This window comes from Xanthomonas sp. WHRI 7945 (assembly GCF_035026585.1).
Map to the genome: position 1 here is coordinate 80,862 of NZ_JAYIQP010000003.1, position 14,898 is coordinate 95,759.

Below are 14,898 nucleotides of genomic sequence, written 5' to 3' on the forward strand. Positions count from 1 at the left end.
CCTTGCGCGCGCCCGCCGCCGACCCGCTACCATCTTCCGCTCAGTCCCCCAGGTGCCGCCATGTCGTTCGATGTCATCGTGGTGATGGATCCCATCGCCAGCATCAAGATTGCCAAAGACACTACCTTCGCGATGTTGCTGGAAGCGCAGCGCCGCGGCCACCGGCTGCACTACGTGCGGCCCGGCGGGCTGTCGCTGCGCGAGGGCCGCGCGCTGGCGCAGGCCGCGCCGCTGCAGGTGCGCGACGACAAGGCCGGCTGGTTCGAACTGGGCGCGTTCGCCGAGCTGGCGTTCGGCACCGGCCAGGTGGTGCTGATGCGCAAGGACCCGCCGTTCGATTCTGAATTCCTGTACGACACCCATGTGCTGAGCGTGGCACAGCGCGCCGGCGCCCAGGTCATCAACGACCCGCAGGGCCTGCGCGACTTCAACGAGAAGCTGGCCGCGCTGCTGTTCCCGCAATGCTGCCCGCCGACCCTGGTCAGCCGCGACGCGGCGGCGCTGAAGGCGTTCGTGCTCGAGCACGGCCAGGCGGTGCTGAAACCGCTGGACGGGATGGGCGGGCGTTCGATCTTCCGCAGCGGCACCGGCGACCCCAACCTCAACGTGATCCTGGAGACGCTGACCGACGGCGGCCGCAAGCTGGCCCTGGCGCAGCGCTTCATTCCCGACATCAGCGCCGGCGACAAGCGCATCCTGCTGGTCGACGGCGTACCGGTGGACTACTGCCTGGCGCGGATCCCGCAGGGCGACGAGTTCCGCGGCAACCTGGCCGCCGGCGGCCGCGGCGAAGGCCGCCCGCTGAGCGAGCGCGACCGCTGGATCGCCGGCCAGGTCGGCCCGGAGATGCAGCGGCGCGGCATGCGCTTCGTCGGCCTGGACGTGATCGGCGACTACCTGACCGAGGTCAACGTCACCAGCCCCACCTGCGTGCGCGAACTGGACGCGCAGTACGGGCTGAACATCGCCGGGCTGCTGTTCGACGCGATCGAGGCCTACCCGGCGCGATGAGCGCGGCCGCCGCGACGCCCGCGCCGCGCATCGGCGAGCGCGAACGGCTCAGCGCCACGCTGGTGCTGTCGTTGATCGTGCACGGCCTGCTGATCCTGGGGGTCGGCTTCGCGATCGACGACGACGCGCCGCTGGTACCGACCCTGGACGTGATCTTCAGCCAGACCAGCACCCCGCTGACGCCCAAGCAGGCCGACTTCCTGGCCCAGGCCAACCAGCAGGGCGGCGGCGACCACGACACGCCGCAGCGCCCGCGCGACAGCCAGCCCGGGGTGGTGCCGCAGCAGCACGACGGCCTGGCGCCGCAGGCGCTGCGTGCGCAGACCGCGGCGGCGGCGCCGGAGCCCACCCCGCGCGTGGTCAGCAGCGCGCGCGGCGAACAGCCGCTGCCGGCGCCGCAGACCCAGCCGCGCACCGACGCCCCGACCCAGCCGGTGGACGCGCAACGCGAGCAGCGCGACGCGGAGATGGCGCGCCTGGCCGCCGAGGTGCACCTGCGCTCGGAGCAGTACGCCAAGCGCCCGAACCGCAAGTTCGTGTCCGCCAGCACCCGCGAATACGCCTACGCCAACTACCTGCGCGCTTGGGTCGACCGTGCCGAGCGCGTCGGCAATCTCAACTACCCCGACGAGGCGCGACGGCAGCGGCTGGGCGGCCAGGTGGTGATCAGCGTCGGGGTCCGCCGCGACGGCAGCATCGAGAGCAGCCGCGTGCTGCGTTCCAGCGGCGTGCCGATGCTCGATGCCGCGGCGCTGCGGGTGGTGCAGCTGGCGCAACCGTTCCCGCCGCTGCCGCACACCGAAGACAACATCGACATCCTGCAGGTGACCCGCACCTGGGTGTTCCTGCCCGGCGGCACGCTGCGCGACGACCGTTGAGCGCGCGCTGCGCACGCGCACGCGCCGAGACTGCGACAAGCCCTCTCCCAACGGGAGAGGGGTTGGGGTGAGGGTACGTCGGCACCGATCGCCTGGCGTCGCCAAATTCCCCGGCTTCGCCCGTACCCTCATCCGCCCCTTCGGGGCACCTTCTCCCGCAGGGAGAAGGGACGATCGAGCCCCTCTCCCGCCGGGAGAGGGGTTGGGGTGAGGGTACGTCGGCACCGGTCGCCTGATGCAAGCGAACTTCCCAAGGCTTCGCCCGTACCCTCATCCGCCCCTTCGGGGCACCTTCTCCCGCAGGGAGAAAGGACAGATCGAGCCCCTCTCCCACCGGGAGAGGGGTTGGGGTGAGGGTACGTCGGCACCGACAGCCTGGCGTCGCCAAACTCCCCAGGCTTCGCCCGTACCCTCATCCGCCCCTGCGGGGCACCTTCTCCCGCAGGGAGAAGGGAGACGCAGGGCGCGCCGTGTGTCGGCAGGCGCCACAGCAACCGCAGAGATAACGATTGGTGCCGCCGACATAACCACGCGGCATTTCTGAATAGGCGCCGCATTAAGGTTAATGGGGGCGGGGAACGTTACCGCGCGCACCGCATCACCCAAGGATGAGTGGACCGGAGGCCGGCGTGGGTGCGTCCCCGCCCCCACCACCCGAGCCGCCTCCTCCATGAAAAAGCATTCCCTTCTCCGCAGGCCCGCCCTGCTCGCGCTGGCGCTGGGCGCTGCCCTCGCCGCGCCGCCCGCCCTGGCCCAGTCCACCACCGGCGCCGTCGCCGGGCAGGCGCCGGCCAACGCGCAACGCGTGCAGGTGCGCAGCGACAGCGGCCTCAGCCGCGAAGTCGCGGTCGATGCGCGCGGCCGCTACAGCATCGGCCAGTTGCCGCTGGGCACCTACACCATCGTCGCCAAGGGCGCCGACGACGCCGTGCTCGGCAGCCGCGAAGGCGTGGGCCTGACCGTCGGCGCGGTCACCGATGTCTCCTTCGCCGCGGTCACCAGCCTGACCGGGGTCAACGTCAGCGCCGACCGCGCCGCCGCGGCGATCGACGTCAGCAGCGTCGACTCGCGCACCGTGATCAATGCCGAACAGCTGCAGCGGCTGCCGCTGGGGCGCTCGGCCGAGGCGATCGCGCAGCTGGCGCCCGGCGTGTCCGGCAACAGCGGCAGCGGCACCTACATCGGCCCGACCGGCGCGCAGCTGCTCAGCTTCGGCGGCTCGTCGGCCGCCGAGAACGCCTATTACATCAACGGCTTCAACACCACCGACCCGCTGCGCGGACTGGGCGGGCTGACCCTGCCCTACGGCAGCATCGACCAGTTGGAGGTCTACACCGGCGGCTACAGCGCCAAGTACGGCCGCTCCGACGGCGGCGTGATCAACGCGGTCGGCAAGCGCGGCAGCAACGAATGGCATTTCGGCGGCCAGGCGACCTGGGAACCCGACGGCCTGCGCACTTCGCAGAAGGACGTCTACGCGCCCGGCGACGGCACCCTGTACCGGCCGGACAGCAAGAGCAGCGCCACGCTCAGCACGCAGAGCGTGTACGCGGGCGGCCCGCTGATCCAGGACAAGCTGTTCTTCTTCGGTTCCTACGAACTGCAACGCCAGGACGGAGACAGGTTCTACGGCTCCCGCGAGAACAACACCGGCTACTACGACTACGACTACCGGCGGCCGAGCTGGTACGCCAAGCTCGACTGGAACATCAGCGACAACCAGTTGCTGGAGATCACCGGCGCCTCCAGCCGCTACATCACCCGCGGCAGCTACTACGACTACAGCGGCTACGACATCGGCGCGCGCCGCGGCAGCGCCGACACCACCAAGACCGGCGGCGACCTGTGGACCGCCAAGTACACCGGCTACCTCACCGACCGCCTGACCTTCAGCGCCCAGTACGGCAAGCAGCGCACCGACGACTACGTCGGCAACCCCAACTACAGCGGCGCGCTGACCTACGTCGACGACGCCGCGTTCCAGAACCCGGCCTACACCGGCGGCACCCCGATCACCAACGCACAGACCACCGCGCTGCTGGTCGACCCGGACCGCGGCAACCGCACCGACAACCTGCGCCTGGACCTGAACTACGTCATCGGCGAGCACAGCATCACCGTCGGCATCGACAACCAGAACGCGCGCGCCCTCAACCGCGGCTCGGTGGCCTCGGCCGATGGCTACCAGTGGATCTACGGCCAGTCCAATCCGAACGTGCCGATCAACACCGGCCTCGGCGTGCCGGCCACCGGCGGCTACGCCAACGGCGAGGACGGCTACTACGTGCGCAGGTACGTCTACAGCGCGCTGGCCTCGGTCCGTGCGGCGCAGCGCGCGCAATACATCGAGGACAACTGGCAGGTGAGCGAGCGCTTCCTGCTCAGCCTCGGCCTGCGCCTGGACCAGTTCACCAACTACAACCGCGACGGCGACGCCTACATCAAGCAGACCAGCGGGCAGTGGGCGCCGCGCCTGGGCTTCAGCTGGGACGTCGACGGCGACGCGCGCTTCAAAGTGTACGGCAACGCCGGCCGCTATTACCTGGCGCTGCCGCTCAACCCGGCGTTCAATGCCGCCGGCGCGACGCTGGCGACCTCGACCTACTACACCTACGGCGGCATCGACGGCAACGGCTACCCGACCGACCTGACCCAGATCTCCGACGCGGTCTCGTCCAACAACAACTACGGCATCCTGCCCGATCCGAAGACCGTGGCCACGCAGGGCATCAAGCCCTCGTTCCAGGACGAGTTCATCCTCGGCTTCACCAAGGCCTGGGGCGACAGCTGGGTCTACGGCGCCAAGGCCACCTACCGCGTGCTGCGCAGCGGCGTGGACGACTACTGCGACAGCGACACCGTGTTCGCGGCGGCGGCGGCGCAAGGGCATGCGGTGACCCTGGCCAGCAACCCGGTCAGCTGCTGGCTGATCAATCCGGGCAAGTCCAACACCTTCACCCTGGTCGACACCTCGGGCAACTACGTCAGCGTGCCGCTGAGCAATGCCGAGCTCGGCTTTCCCAAGTTCAAGCGCAACTACTACGGGCTCAACCTCTCGCTGGAGCACCCGTTCGACCAGCGCTGGTACGGCCGCGTCGACTACACCTGGTCGCGCAGCTACGGCACCACCGAGGGCCAGCTGCTGTCGGGCATCGGCCAGACCGCCGTCTCCACCACCCAGGCCTGGGACTACGCGCAGCTGATGGAACACACCAACGGCCCGCAGAGCAACGACCACACCCACCAGTTCAAGTTCTACGGCTATTACCAGTTCACGCCCGAATGGCTGGTGTCGGCCAACCTCAAGCTGATGTCCGGCACGCCGTTCAGTGCGCTCGGCTCGTACGGCGCCGACCAGAGCGATCCGTCCGGCTACGGCATCGCCTACCACTACTACCAGGGCGAAGCGGCCCCTCCGGGCAGCCAGGGCCGCCTGCCGTGGCTGAAGCAGCTCGATCTAGGCGTGTCGTGGCGGCCGGCGTACGCGGATCACAAGCTGGCCTTCAACCTGGACGTGTTCAACGCCTTCAACGGCCAGGCCACGCTGTGGAAGTACCCGTATTCGGAAACGGACCCGGGTAACAGCGATCCGGTATATGGCGCGGCATTGCTGCGCCAGGCGCCGCGCTCGGTGCGGTTGAGCGTCAGCTACGACTACTGACCGCTTGCGGTCTTCGGGGGCGCCGACCAGGGACGGTCGGCCTGCCTGCCAACCCTCATCGGGCGATGCTGGCTGCATGCAGACGATCGGCCAGCACGACGATCTCCGCCGCATCCTGCACGCGCGCGCGCCAGGCGGCGGGGATGCCGTCGATGCCGTAGAACGCGCCGGCCAGCTGCCCGCAGATCGCCGCGGTGGTATCGGCGTCGTCGCCGAGATTGGCTGCACGCAAGACCGCATCGGCGAAACTGTCGGTCGTCGCGAAACACCACAGCGCCGCCGACAGGGCGTCGACCACATAGCCGGTGCCGCGGATGTGCGCCGCCGGCACCGTAGCGTGGTCGCGCACCGCCAGTGCGCGCAGCGCCGGCGTCTCCAACGCCACATCCTGCGCGTGCAGCACCTGCGTCCGATTGCCGCCAACAAGCGCGGCGCGCAACTGCAAGGCAAACAGCCGGCAGGCATCGAGCGCCTCGGCGGCGGCATGCGTGGTGCGCGAACTGTCCGCCGCGCGTTCGGCCAACACCTCGGGGCGATGCGCGTAGTACATCGCCACCGGCGCCAGCCGCATCAGCGAGCCGTTGCCGGCCGAACGCGGATCGTCGCTGCCGCTGAAGGCCCCTTCCCCTTCCAGGTAGCGCTCCAGCGCCTGGCGCACGGTGTTGCCGATGTCGAAGCAGGCGCCGGTGCTGCTGAGGTAGCCATGGCGGTACCAGTTGCAATAGCGGTTCATCTGGTCCGCGGCGTCGAAGCCTTCGCGGTACAGCAGGCTGTGCGCCAGGCACAGCGCCATCGAGGTGTCGTCGGTCCACTGCCCCGGCTGCAGATCGAACGGACCGCCGCCGATCATGTCGTCGATCGGGGCGAAGCTGCCGGGCGCCTTGAATTCCAGCGTCGTCCCCAGCGCATCGCCAACGGCCAGGCCCAGCAGGCAGCCGCGGAAACGCGCGCGCTCGTCTTCGGCCGCGGTCATCGCGCGGCGCGCTGCGCCTGCTGCTCGGCCAGGGTCAGCGCGACGTTGTCGCGCAGGTAGGCCGGTTCGGCGCGTTCCGGGGCGATCGCTTCGCCGCGCGCATAGGCGGCCAGCGCCAGGGTCAGCACGTCGGCGGCATGCGGCAGCGCCTGCGCATCGACGCTGCGCAGCTGCGCGCCCAGGCGCCGCTGCAACGTGCCCTCGATCGCCGCCAGCCCGGTGCCGACGCCGTGCCAGTGCGCGTCCGCATCGGGCAGCACGAACACGTCCGGCACCAGCACCTGCTCCGGCGTCAGCGCGTGCAGGCCGTCGGCGTCGCGCACGAAGGTCGCCGCGTAGATCTCGCCCATGCGCGCATCGATCGCGGCCAGCACGCGCGGTGCGTCGCCCGGCGCGCGCAAGGCCAGCGCGTGCAGGGTGGACACCGGCAGCACCGGCAGGTCCAGCGCCAGCGCGATGCCCTGCGCCAGCGCGATCGCCAGGCGCACGCCGGTGAACGCGCCGGGGCCGCGGCCGAAGGCGATCGCATCGAGCTGGCTGCGGGCGATACCGGCCTCGGCCAGCAACTGCTCGGCCCACGGCAGCGCCAGCTCGGCATGCCGGCGCGGCGCGAGTTCGAAGCGCTCGAGCACCGCGCCATCGACATGGATGGCGACGGACAGGGCTTCTGTGGCGGTTTCGAAGGCGAGGATGTTCATTGGGGGAGCCGGGACCGGGGACCGGGGACCAGGGACCCGGAAGGGCGCAAAGCTTAATTCATTGAAGCCGGCGCGGGGACCTGGGACTAGGGACCCGGAAGAGCGCAAGGCCTGCAGTGCATTGCCACCGCGCTGGCACGCCCAACGGGCGATCCCCAAGTGCACCATCAAACCCCAACCAACCGCTCGTCCGGGTCCCCGGTCCCCGGTCCCTGGTCCCGGCTGCCAAAAAACGCCCGCACCTCCTCCACATCGCGGGTCCGCGCGAACGGCGGCAGCGACTCCAGGAAGGTGCGGCCGTAGGACTTGGACAGCAGCCGCGGGTCGCACAGCACCAGCACGCCGCGGTCGGTCTCGCTGCGGATCAGCCGGCCCACGCCCTGCTTCAGCGCGATCACCGCCTGCGGCAGCTGTTCGTCGCGGAACGGGTTGCCGCCGTCGCGGCGGATCGCGTCCAGCCGCGCTTCGAACACCGGATCGTCCGGGGCGGCGAACGGCAGCTTGTCGATCACCACCACGCTCAGCGCGTCGCCGACCACGTCCACGCCTTCGCGGAAGCTGGCCGAGCCGAGCAGCACACCGTTGCCGGACTCGCGGAAGCGTTGCAGCAAGGTCGCACGCGGCGCCTCGCCCTGTACGAACAGCGGCCACGGCCCGTCGCGCAGCGCCTCGGCGGCTTCGCGCAGCGCGCGATGCGAGGCGAACAGCAGGAAGGCGCGGCCCTGCGAGGCCTGCAGCACCGGATGCAGCGCGGCGATCAGCGCGGTGCCGAAGCCGCGCGCGTTCGGGTCCGGCAGCGCCGGCAGGTAGCACAGCGCCTGCCGCGCCCAGTCGAACGGACTGGGCTGCAGCAAGGTCATCGGATCGCTCAGCCCCAGGCGGGTGGCGATGTGCTCGAAATCGCCCTTCACCGCCAGCGTCGCCGAGGTGAACACCCAGGCCGCGTGCGATTTCTCGCGATGCATGCGCAGCGGGCCGGACACGTCCAGCGGCGTACGCTGGCAGCGGAAGCCACGCGCGCTCAGTTCGTACCACAGCACGTCGTTGGACGGCGGCGCCGGCTCGGCATCGAAATCCGGGATCGGCGCATCGTCGCCGAGCCAGTGGCCCAGCCGCGCGCGCATCTCCTGCGCGCGCGCGGCGCAGGCGTCGAAGCCGGGCGAGGCCTCGCGCAGCACCGCCAGGCTCTCCTGCAGCCGCGCCAGTTCCGCCAGCAGCGCATCGAAGCCGTCGCGCACCTGCGGCTTGGCCAGCAAGCGCCATTGCGTGCCGCGGGTGGGCAGCCCTTCCATCGCCGCGCGCAGTTCGCGCAAGGCCTGTTCCAGCGCCTGCACCGGCGCCTGCAGGCTGGCCAGCGCGCCGGCGACGTGGCGGCTCTCGGCCAGGCAGTCGCGCGCCAGCTCCTGCAGCGGGCGCATGCCGAAGCTCTCGCCGAAGAAGTTCGCCGCCAGTTCCGGCAGCTGGTGCGCCTCGTCGATGACGAAGGCCTGCGCGCCGGGCAGGATCTCGCCGAAACCCTCCTGCTTCAGCGCCAGGTCGGCCAGCAGCAGATGGTGGTTGACCACCACCACATCGGCGGCCTGCGCGCGCTGCCGCGCCTGCACCACGAAGCACTCGCTCCAGAACGGGCATTCGGTGCCGAGGCAGTTGTCCATCGTCGAGGTGACCATCGGCAGCAGCGGCGAGTCGTCGGGCAGCGCCTCCAGTTCGGCGATGTCGCCGAAACGGGTGCGCCCGCCCCAGGCGACGATGCGCTGGAACTGCGCGATCTGCTCGCGCGCGGTGAAGCGCGGCTCGCCCTTGGCCTGCTCCAGCCGGTACTTGCACAGATAGTTGGCGCGGCCCTTCAGCAGCGCGCTGTTGAGGCCCACGCCCAGCGCCGCGCGCACCCGCGGCAGGTCGCGGTGGTAGAGCTGGTCCTGCAGCGCGCGAGTGCCGGTGGAGACGATGGTCTTCAATCCCGACAGCAGCGCCGGCACCAGGTACGCATAGGTCTTGCCGGTGCCGGTCCCGGCCTCGGCCAGCAGCACGTCGCGCTGCTCGAACGCCTCGGCGATGGCCGCGGTCAAACGCAATTGCGCCGCGCGCGGCACGAACGCATCGAGCTGGCGGGCAAGCGCACCGCCTTCGCTGAGCGCTTCGGTGCTGGCGTGGCTGAGGGACATTGGCAGGAGGACTCGGGACCGGGGACCGGGGACCAGGGACCCGGAGGAGCGATTGCTGCGATCTGATGGTGGATTCAGCGATCGGCCGGCGCAGCGCACCTGCAATCAATCCGCTGGCTTTGCGCTGTTCCGGGTCCCCGGTCCCCGGTCCCTGGTCCCGGCTTCACCCTCAATACCGCTTCACCCCCGCCACCGTGCAGCGCTCGATCTGCGCATGCGCGGATGCCGCGTTCTCCTTCTGCCCGCGCGCCAGCCGCGATTGCTCGATCGTGGCCCAGTGCCGGCGGCACAGCGGGCCGGTCTGCGAGCCCAGGTCGATGGCGCGCTTGGCGAAGGCCTCGGCCTGTGCGTCGTCCTTCAGCAGCAAGGCCAGCTCGGCGCGGTCCTGCAGCAGCGCCGGGTCTTCCGGCACCAGTTGCAGGGCCTGGTCCAGTGCCGCCGCGGCGCCGGCCAGATCGCCGGCCGCGCGCTTGCGCTTGGCGCTGTCGCGCAGATCCTCGACCTGCGGATCGCGCAGCGGCTGCACGCTCAGTTCAGTGTCGTCGACGCCGCCGCTGGCTTCGATCGCGGCGACGCGCTGTGCCGGCGTGGTGGTGTCCACCGGCGGCGGGGGCGGCGGGGGCGGCGCGCTGACGCAGGAGGCCAGCAGCAGGCTGAGGGCGGCGATGGCGGGGGCGTATCGGGTCATGGCAGGCATCCGTGGATCATTGCGCTGGCGGTGTGGACGCCGCGTCGGCAGGCGGCGTTTCCTTCTTCTTGTCCAGGCCGAACCAGCTGCGCCAGCCGCCGCCCTGGCCCTGGCCCTGGCTCTCGCCTTCGGCCGGTTGCGCTTCCTCGGGCAGCGCCTGCGGCGGCGCGCATGGCGCGTACGCCGGGGCGAAGCCGACCACGAACGGGAACTGGCGCGCGCCGGGGCAGCCGGGGTCGGTGCTGTTGCTGCCGGCCGGGTCCATCCACTGCCAGTCGATGCCCTTGCCCTGCACCTTCAGCGGCGAACTCGGCAGCCGCGCGAAGATGCCCGACCACACCCGCATCGCGCCGGTGGCGCCATACAGGCCGGTCTGCTTGTTCTGGTCGTTGCCGATCCAGATCACCGCCAGGTGGTCGCCGGTGTAGCCGGCGTACCAGCTGTCCACCCCATCGTTGCTGGTGCCGGTCTTGCCGGCCGGGGACAGCTTGCCCAGGCCGTCGCCGAGCAGCTGCCGCGCGGTGCCGTTGCTGACCACCTGCTGCAGCGCCAGCCCGACCAGGTTGGCGGCGACCGAATCGCCTTCCTGCGCCGGCGCCGGCGCCTTGTCGTAGCGCTTGAGCAGCTTGCCCTGCGGATCGAGCACGCCGCGCACTGCGTGCAGCGGCTGGATCTCGCCGCCGGAGGCCAGGAACTGGTACAGCTGGGTCATCGCGTACGGGCTCTGGTCGGTCGCGCCCAGGATCAGCGAGGGATTGACCTCGGCCTCGAGCCCGGCCAGCACCTTGACCAGCTGCGCCACCCGCTCCGGCCCGACCTGCATGCCGATCCGCACCGTGGCCTGGTTGTACGAATGCGCCAGCGCATCGACCAGGCGTACCGTGCCGTGGCTGCGGTTGTCCGAATTGCCCGGGGTCCAGCGCTTGCCGCGGCTGAGCTGCACCGTCACCGGCGAATCGTCGACCCAGCTGGCCAGCGAATAGCGGTCCGGCTGCGCCAGCGCCAGCAGGTACACGAACGGCTTGAGCAGCGAGCCGACCTGGCGCTGCGCCTCGATCGCGCGGTTGAAGCCGGGCTGCGACACGTCGCGGCTGCCGACCACCGCCAGCACGTCGCCGTTGTGGGTATCGGTCAGCACCAGGCCGGCCTGCAGCGGCGGCCGCTTCTTGTTGCTCTCCAGCGACTTGAGGGTGCGGGTCACCGCGCCTTCGGCATAGGCCTGCGCCGACGGCGACATGCCGGTCAGCACGCTCAGCCCGGCGCCCTGCAGCGCGCTTTCCGGGTAGTCGCGCGCCAGCTGGCGGCGCACCAGGTCCACGTACGCCGGGAAGCTGTTGGCCGCGACCAGCCCCGGATTGGCCGGCACGCCCAGCGGCGCGGCCAGCGCCTGGCGGTAGGTGGGCTCGTCGATCAGTTCGCTCTGGCGCAGCTTGCCGAGCACGAAATTGCGCCGGTCCAGCGCGCGCTCGGGATAGCGGCGCGGGTCGTAGTAGGACGGTCCCTTGACCAGGCCGATCAGCAGCGCCACCTGTTCCGGCGGCAGCGCGTCCAGTTCGCGCCCGAACCAGAATTCCGCGCCCGAGGCCACGCCGTGGATCGCCTGGCTGCCGCGCTGGCCCAGGTACACCTGGTTCAGATAGGCCTCCAGGATGGTGCGCTTGTCGTAGCGCGCCTCCATGATCAGCGCGTACAGGATCTCGTTGAACTTGCGGGTGAGCGTCTGCTCCTTGCCGATGCCGAGCAGGCCGCTGCGCGCCAGCTGCTGGGTCAGGGTGCTGGCGCCCTGCCGGCTCTTGCCGCCGGAGCGCACCATCACCCACGCTGCGCGCACCATGCCGCTGAGGTCGATGCCGTGGTGGTAGTTGAAGTCGCGGTCTTCCACCGCCTGCAGCCCGGTGACCAGCAGCTCGGGCACTTCGTCCACCCGTACCAGCCGCCGCTCTTCCTGCTTCTGCCCGTACAAGGTGGCGATGCGCGCCGGATCCAGCCGTGCGGCGGTCAGCGACTTGCGCGTCTGCGCATCGCGCAGCGCCGCCACGCGGCCGCCGGACAGGCTCACTTCCACCCGCTTGGGCGCGACCCGGCCGTCCACGTCGACGTAGCCGCGGCTGGCGATGACGAAGCGGTTGCCGTCCTGCTGGTAGCTGCCGGGGCGCTGCGCGCCGGCGTCCTCGCGGTAGCTGGCCGCGTCCAGTTCGGTCTTCAGCGTCTGCGCGTCCATCGCCGTGTCCGGCGCCAGCGCCAGCGGCCGTGCGTAGACCCGGGTCGGAATCTGCCAGCGCAGTTCGCCGAAGCGCTGCGTCACCTGCTTGTTCAGATAGACCGTGTACGGGATCAGGAAGCCCAGGCCCAGCGCGGCCGCGGCCAGCCCCCAGGTGAGCAGACGCCGGCGCCAGGGCGAGGCGCCGCTGTCGAGATCGTCGGTGTCCTGATCGTCGGTGTCGTTGTCGTCGTAGCGTCGTGGCACGGGGATGCGAGAATGTAAATTCCGGCGAGTCTAGCGCAGGCCAGCAGGCAGCGCGGCGCGGGTCCCCTTTTGTTTAAGCTGGAGTTGCAACGGATGTCGATGTCCTGGGCGAACCTGCGCTACGCCCTGAACCGCCTGACCGGCCTGCTCCGGCGCGGCCTGGCCAGCCTGCGCACGCGCGGCTGGCGCAGCACCTGGCAGCGCCTGCGCGTGCATGCGCAGCCGTTGCCGCCGGCGCGGCGCGCGCTGTTCGCGGTCGCGCCGCGGCCGTTCGCGCCATTCGCGGTGCCGGCCAGCGACGCGCCGCTGGCGAGCATCGTGATCCCGGTCTACAACCACATCGCGCACACCCTGGCCTGCCTGCGCGCGCTGGCCACGCACCCGCCGGCGGCGGCCTGCGAGATCCTGGTGATCGACGACGGCAGCAGCGACGAGACCGTGCAGTGGCTGCCGCAGATCCAGGGCCTGCACTACCACGTGCGCAGCCAGAACGGCGGCTTCATCGCCACCTGCAACGACGGCGCGTCGCGCGCGCGCGGCAAGTACCTGGTGTTCCTCAACAACGACACGGTGCCGCAGCCGGGCTGGCTGGACGCCCTGCTGGACACCTTCGCGCAGGTGCCGCAGGCCGGCCTGGTCACCGCGCAACTGCTGTACCCGGACGGGCGCCTGCAGGAAGCCGGCGGCGTGGTCTTCGCCGACGGCAGCGCCTGGAGCTACGGCCGCTTCGAATCGCCGGACGATCCGCGCTACGCCTACCTGCGCGACATCGACTACGGCGCCGGCGCGGCGCTGGCGATCGAACGCGCACGCTTCCTGGCGCTGGGCGGCTTCGACACGCGCTACATGCCGGCCTACTACGAAGACACCGACCTCGCCTTCGCCGTGCGCGACGCTGGACTGCGCACCCTGCTGCAGCCGGCGAGCCAGGTGCTGCACGACGAAGGCACCAGCAACGGCACCGATACCGGCAGCGGGATCAAGGCCTACCAGGTGCGCAACCGCAGCGTGTTCGCCGACAAATGGGCCGACGTGCTGGCGCAGCAGCCGGCGCCAGGTACCACGCCGACACCGGCGCTGTTGCACCGGCACCAGCGCCAGGTACTGATCATCGACGAGGCGCTGCCGCAACCGGACCGCGACTCGGCCTCGCTGCGCCAGCTCAACCTGATCCGCCTGCTGTTGCAGGAAGGCGCGCACGTGGTGCTGGTGCCCAGCGGCCGCGAATACGCCAGCCGCCACAGCGAGGCGCTGCAGCGGCTCGGCGTGGAGGTGTGGTACGCGCCGTACCTGAAGAGCCTGAGCGGGTTCCTGCAGGAGCATGGCGCGCGCTTCCACGCCGTGCTGCTGGTACGCCACCACGTCGCCCACGCATGTCTGCCGCTGCTGCGCCGCTTCGCGCCGCAGGCGCGGCGGCTGTTCGACACCGTCGACCTGCACTACCTGCGCGAACGCCGCGGCGCCGAGCTGGCCGGCGACGCACGCCTGCTGCGCGAGGCCGACCGCACCCGCGCGCGCGAACTGGAGGTGATGGCCCAGGTCGATGTCACCGTGCTGGTCAGCGAGGTCGAACGCGCGCAGTTGCAGCGCGAAGCGCCGCAGGTGCGCACCGCGCTGATCTCCAATCTGCACGAGGTCGCCGGGCCGGGCCTGCCGTGGGCGCAGCGCCGCGACCTGGTGTTCGTCGGCGGCTTCCGCCACGCGCCCAACGTCGATGCGGTGCGCTGGTTCCTGCAGGAGGTGTTCCCGCCGCTGCGCGCGCTGCTGCCGGAACTGCGCTTCCACTGCATCGGCGCCGACATGCCCGAGGACATCCGCCGCCTCGGCGCGGCCACGCCCGGGGTGGAGCTGCTCGGCCACGTACCGGACATCGTCCCGTACATGGACGACATCCGCATCGCGGTGGCGCCGCTGCGCTTCGGCGCCGGGGTCAAGGGCAAGGTCAACCTGAGCATGGCCCACGGCCAGCCGGTGGTGGCCACCCCGTGCGCGGTGGAAGGCATGCACCTGCGCCACGGCGAGGACGTGCTGATCGCCGACAGCGCACCGCAGTTCGTCGCCGCACTGGCGCAGCTGTACACCGACGAGACGCTGTGGAACACGCTGGCGGGCAATGGCCTGCGCAACATCGCCACGCACTTTTCGCTGGACGCGGCACGCGCCACGGTGCGACAGGTGTTTCTCGACTAGGACGTTGCGGCGTTGGCGGCCGCTGCCGGCAGCGCAGATGCAGCGGCTCGGAGCGGCCCGAATGACCGACCGCCGCTCAACCGTATCGCGTCGGGGCTGAAGCCCCTCCCACAGTGCACTCGACAAGCTCGCCGCAAGTCCCCTGTAGGAGCGGCTTCAGCCGCGAC

General features: G+C 70.8%; 9 protein-coding genes. 4 read left to right on the forward strand and 5 right to left on the reverse strand.

Annotated features, from left to right (window positions below):
* Window positions 1-60 precede the first annotated feature (60 nt).
* The 3 genes from gshB to VDQ83_RS03525 all read left to right on the forward strand — a co-directional run bounded on the left by gshB (window position 61) and on the right by VDQ83_RS03525 (window position 5,550).
* Window positions 61-1,011, forward strand: coding sequence for a glutathione synthase (gene gshB, locus VDQ83_RS03515; RefSeq protein WP_263395364.1), 951 nt, complete (start codon window positions 61-63; stop codon window positions 1,009-1,011).
* Window positions 1,008-1,889, forward strand: coding sequence for an energy transducer TonB family protein (locus VDQ83_RS03520; RefSeq protein ID WP_263395365.1), 882 nt, complete (start codon window positions 1,008-1,010; stop codon window positions 1,887-1,889). The genes gshB and VDQ83_RS03520 overlap by 4 nt, the downstream gene beginning before the upstream one ends.
* 670 nt (window positions 1,890-2,559) lie before the next feature.
* Entirely contained in the window at window positions 2,560-5,550 is a 2,991-nt protein-coding gene (locus tag VDQ83_RS03525; protein WP_455433881.1) for a TonB-dependent receptor, read from the forward strand.
* Between the two features lie 55 nt (window positions 5,551-5,605).
* On the opposite strand, the gene VDQ83_RS03530 is transcribed toward VDQ83_RS03525, so the two are convergent.
* The 5 genes from VDQ83_RS03530 to mrcB form a co-directional block, all read right to left on the reverse strand.
* The gene (locus tag VDQ83_RS03530; protein WP_455433882.1) at window positions 5,606-6,523 is read right to left on the reverse strand and encodes an ADP-ribosylglycohydrolase family protein; all 918 of its coding nucleotides are present in this window, start codon (window positions 6,521-6,523) and stop codon (window positions 5,606-5,608) included.
* A complete protein-coding gene (tsaB, locus tag VDQ83_RS03535) occupies window positions 6,520-7,221 on the reverse strand; it encodes a tRNA (adenosine(37)-N6)-threonylcarbamoyltransferase complex dimerization subunit type 1 TsaB (protein ID WP_455433883.1) in 702 nt (233 codons plus the stop codon). The genes VDQ83_RS03530 and tsaB overlap by 4 nt, the downstream gene beginning before the upstream one ends.
* 167 nt (window positions 7,222-7,388) lie before the next feature.
* Window positions 7,389-9,386, reverse strand: coding sequence for an ATP-dependent DNA helicase (locus VDQ83_RS03540; RefSeq protein ID WP_455433884.1), 1,998 nt, complete (start codon window positions 9,384-9,386; stop codon window positions 7,389-7,391).
* A gap of 169 nt (window positions 9,387-9,555) precedes the next feature.
* A complete protein-coding gene (locus VDQ83_RS03545) occupies window positions 9,556-10,074 on the reverse strand; it encodes a tetratricopeptide repeat protein (RefSeq protein WP_455433885.1) in 519 nt (172 codons plus the stop codon).
* Window positions 10,075-10,090: 16 nt separating this feature from the next.
* The gene (mrcB, locus tag VDQ83_RS03550; protein WP_455433886.1) at window positions 10,091-12,541 is read right to left on the reverse strand and encodes a penicillin-binding protein 1B; all 2,451 of its coding nucleotides are present in this window, start codon (window positions 12,539-12,541) and stop codon (window positions 10,091-10,093) included.
* A 93-nt stretch (window positions 12,542-12,634) separates the two neighbouring features.
* Between mrcB and VDQ83_RS03555 the strand changes: the two genes are divergently transcribed.
* Window positions 12,635-14,731, forward strand: coding sequence for a glycosyltransferase (locus tag VDQ83_RS03555; protein ID WP_455433887.1), 2,097 nt, complete (start codon window positions 12,635-12,637; stop codon window positions 14,729-14,731).
* Window positions 14,732-14,898: the final 167 nt, after the last annotated feature.

Excerpts from the sequence above, each read along its gene's own strand:
- gshB (WP_263395364.1), top strand. The coding sequence starts at position 61 with ATGTCGTTCGATGTCATCGTGGTGATGGATCCCATCGCCAGCATCAAG.
- VDQ83_RS03520 (WP_263395365.1), top strand. The coding sequence starts at position 1,008 with ATGAGCGCGGCCGCCGCGACGCCCGCGCCGCGCATCGGCGAGCGCGAA.
- VDQ83_RS03525 (WP_455433881.1), top strand. The coding sequence starts at position 2,560 with ATGAAAAAGCATTCCCTTCTCCGCAGGCCCGCCCTGCTCGCGCTGGCG.
- VDQ83_RS03530 (WP_455433882.1), bottom strand. The coding sequence starts at position 6,523 with ATGACCGCGGCCGAAGACGAGCGCGCGCGTTTCCGCGGCTGCCTGCTG.
- tsaB (WP_455433883.1), bottom strand. The coding sequence starts at position 7,221 with ATGAACATCCTCGCCTTCGAAACCGCCACAGAAGCCCTGTCCGTCGCC.
- VDQ83_RS03540 (WP_455433884.1), bottom strand. The coding sequence starts at position 9,386 with ATGTCCCTCAGCCACGCCAGCACCGAAGCGCTCAGCGAAGGCGGTGCG.
- VDQ83_RS03545 (WP_455433885.1), bottom strand. The coding sequence starts at position 10,074 with ATGACCCGATACGCCCCCGCCATCGCCGCCCTCAGCCTGCTGCTGGCC.
- VDQ83_RS03555 (WP_455433887.1), top strand. The coding sequence starts at position 12,635 with ATGTCGATGTCCTGGGCGAACCTGCGCTACGCCCTGAACCGCCTGACC.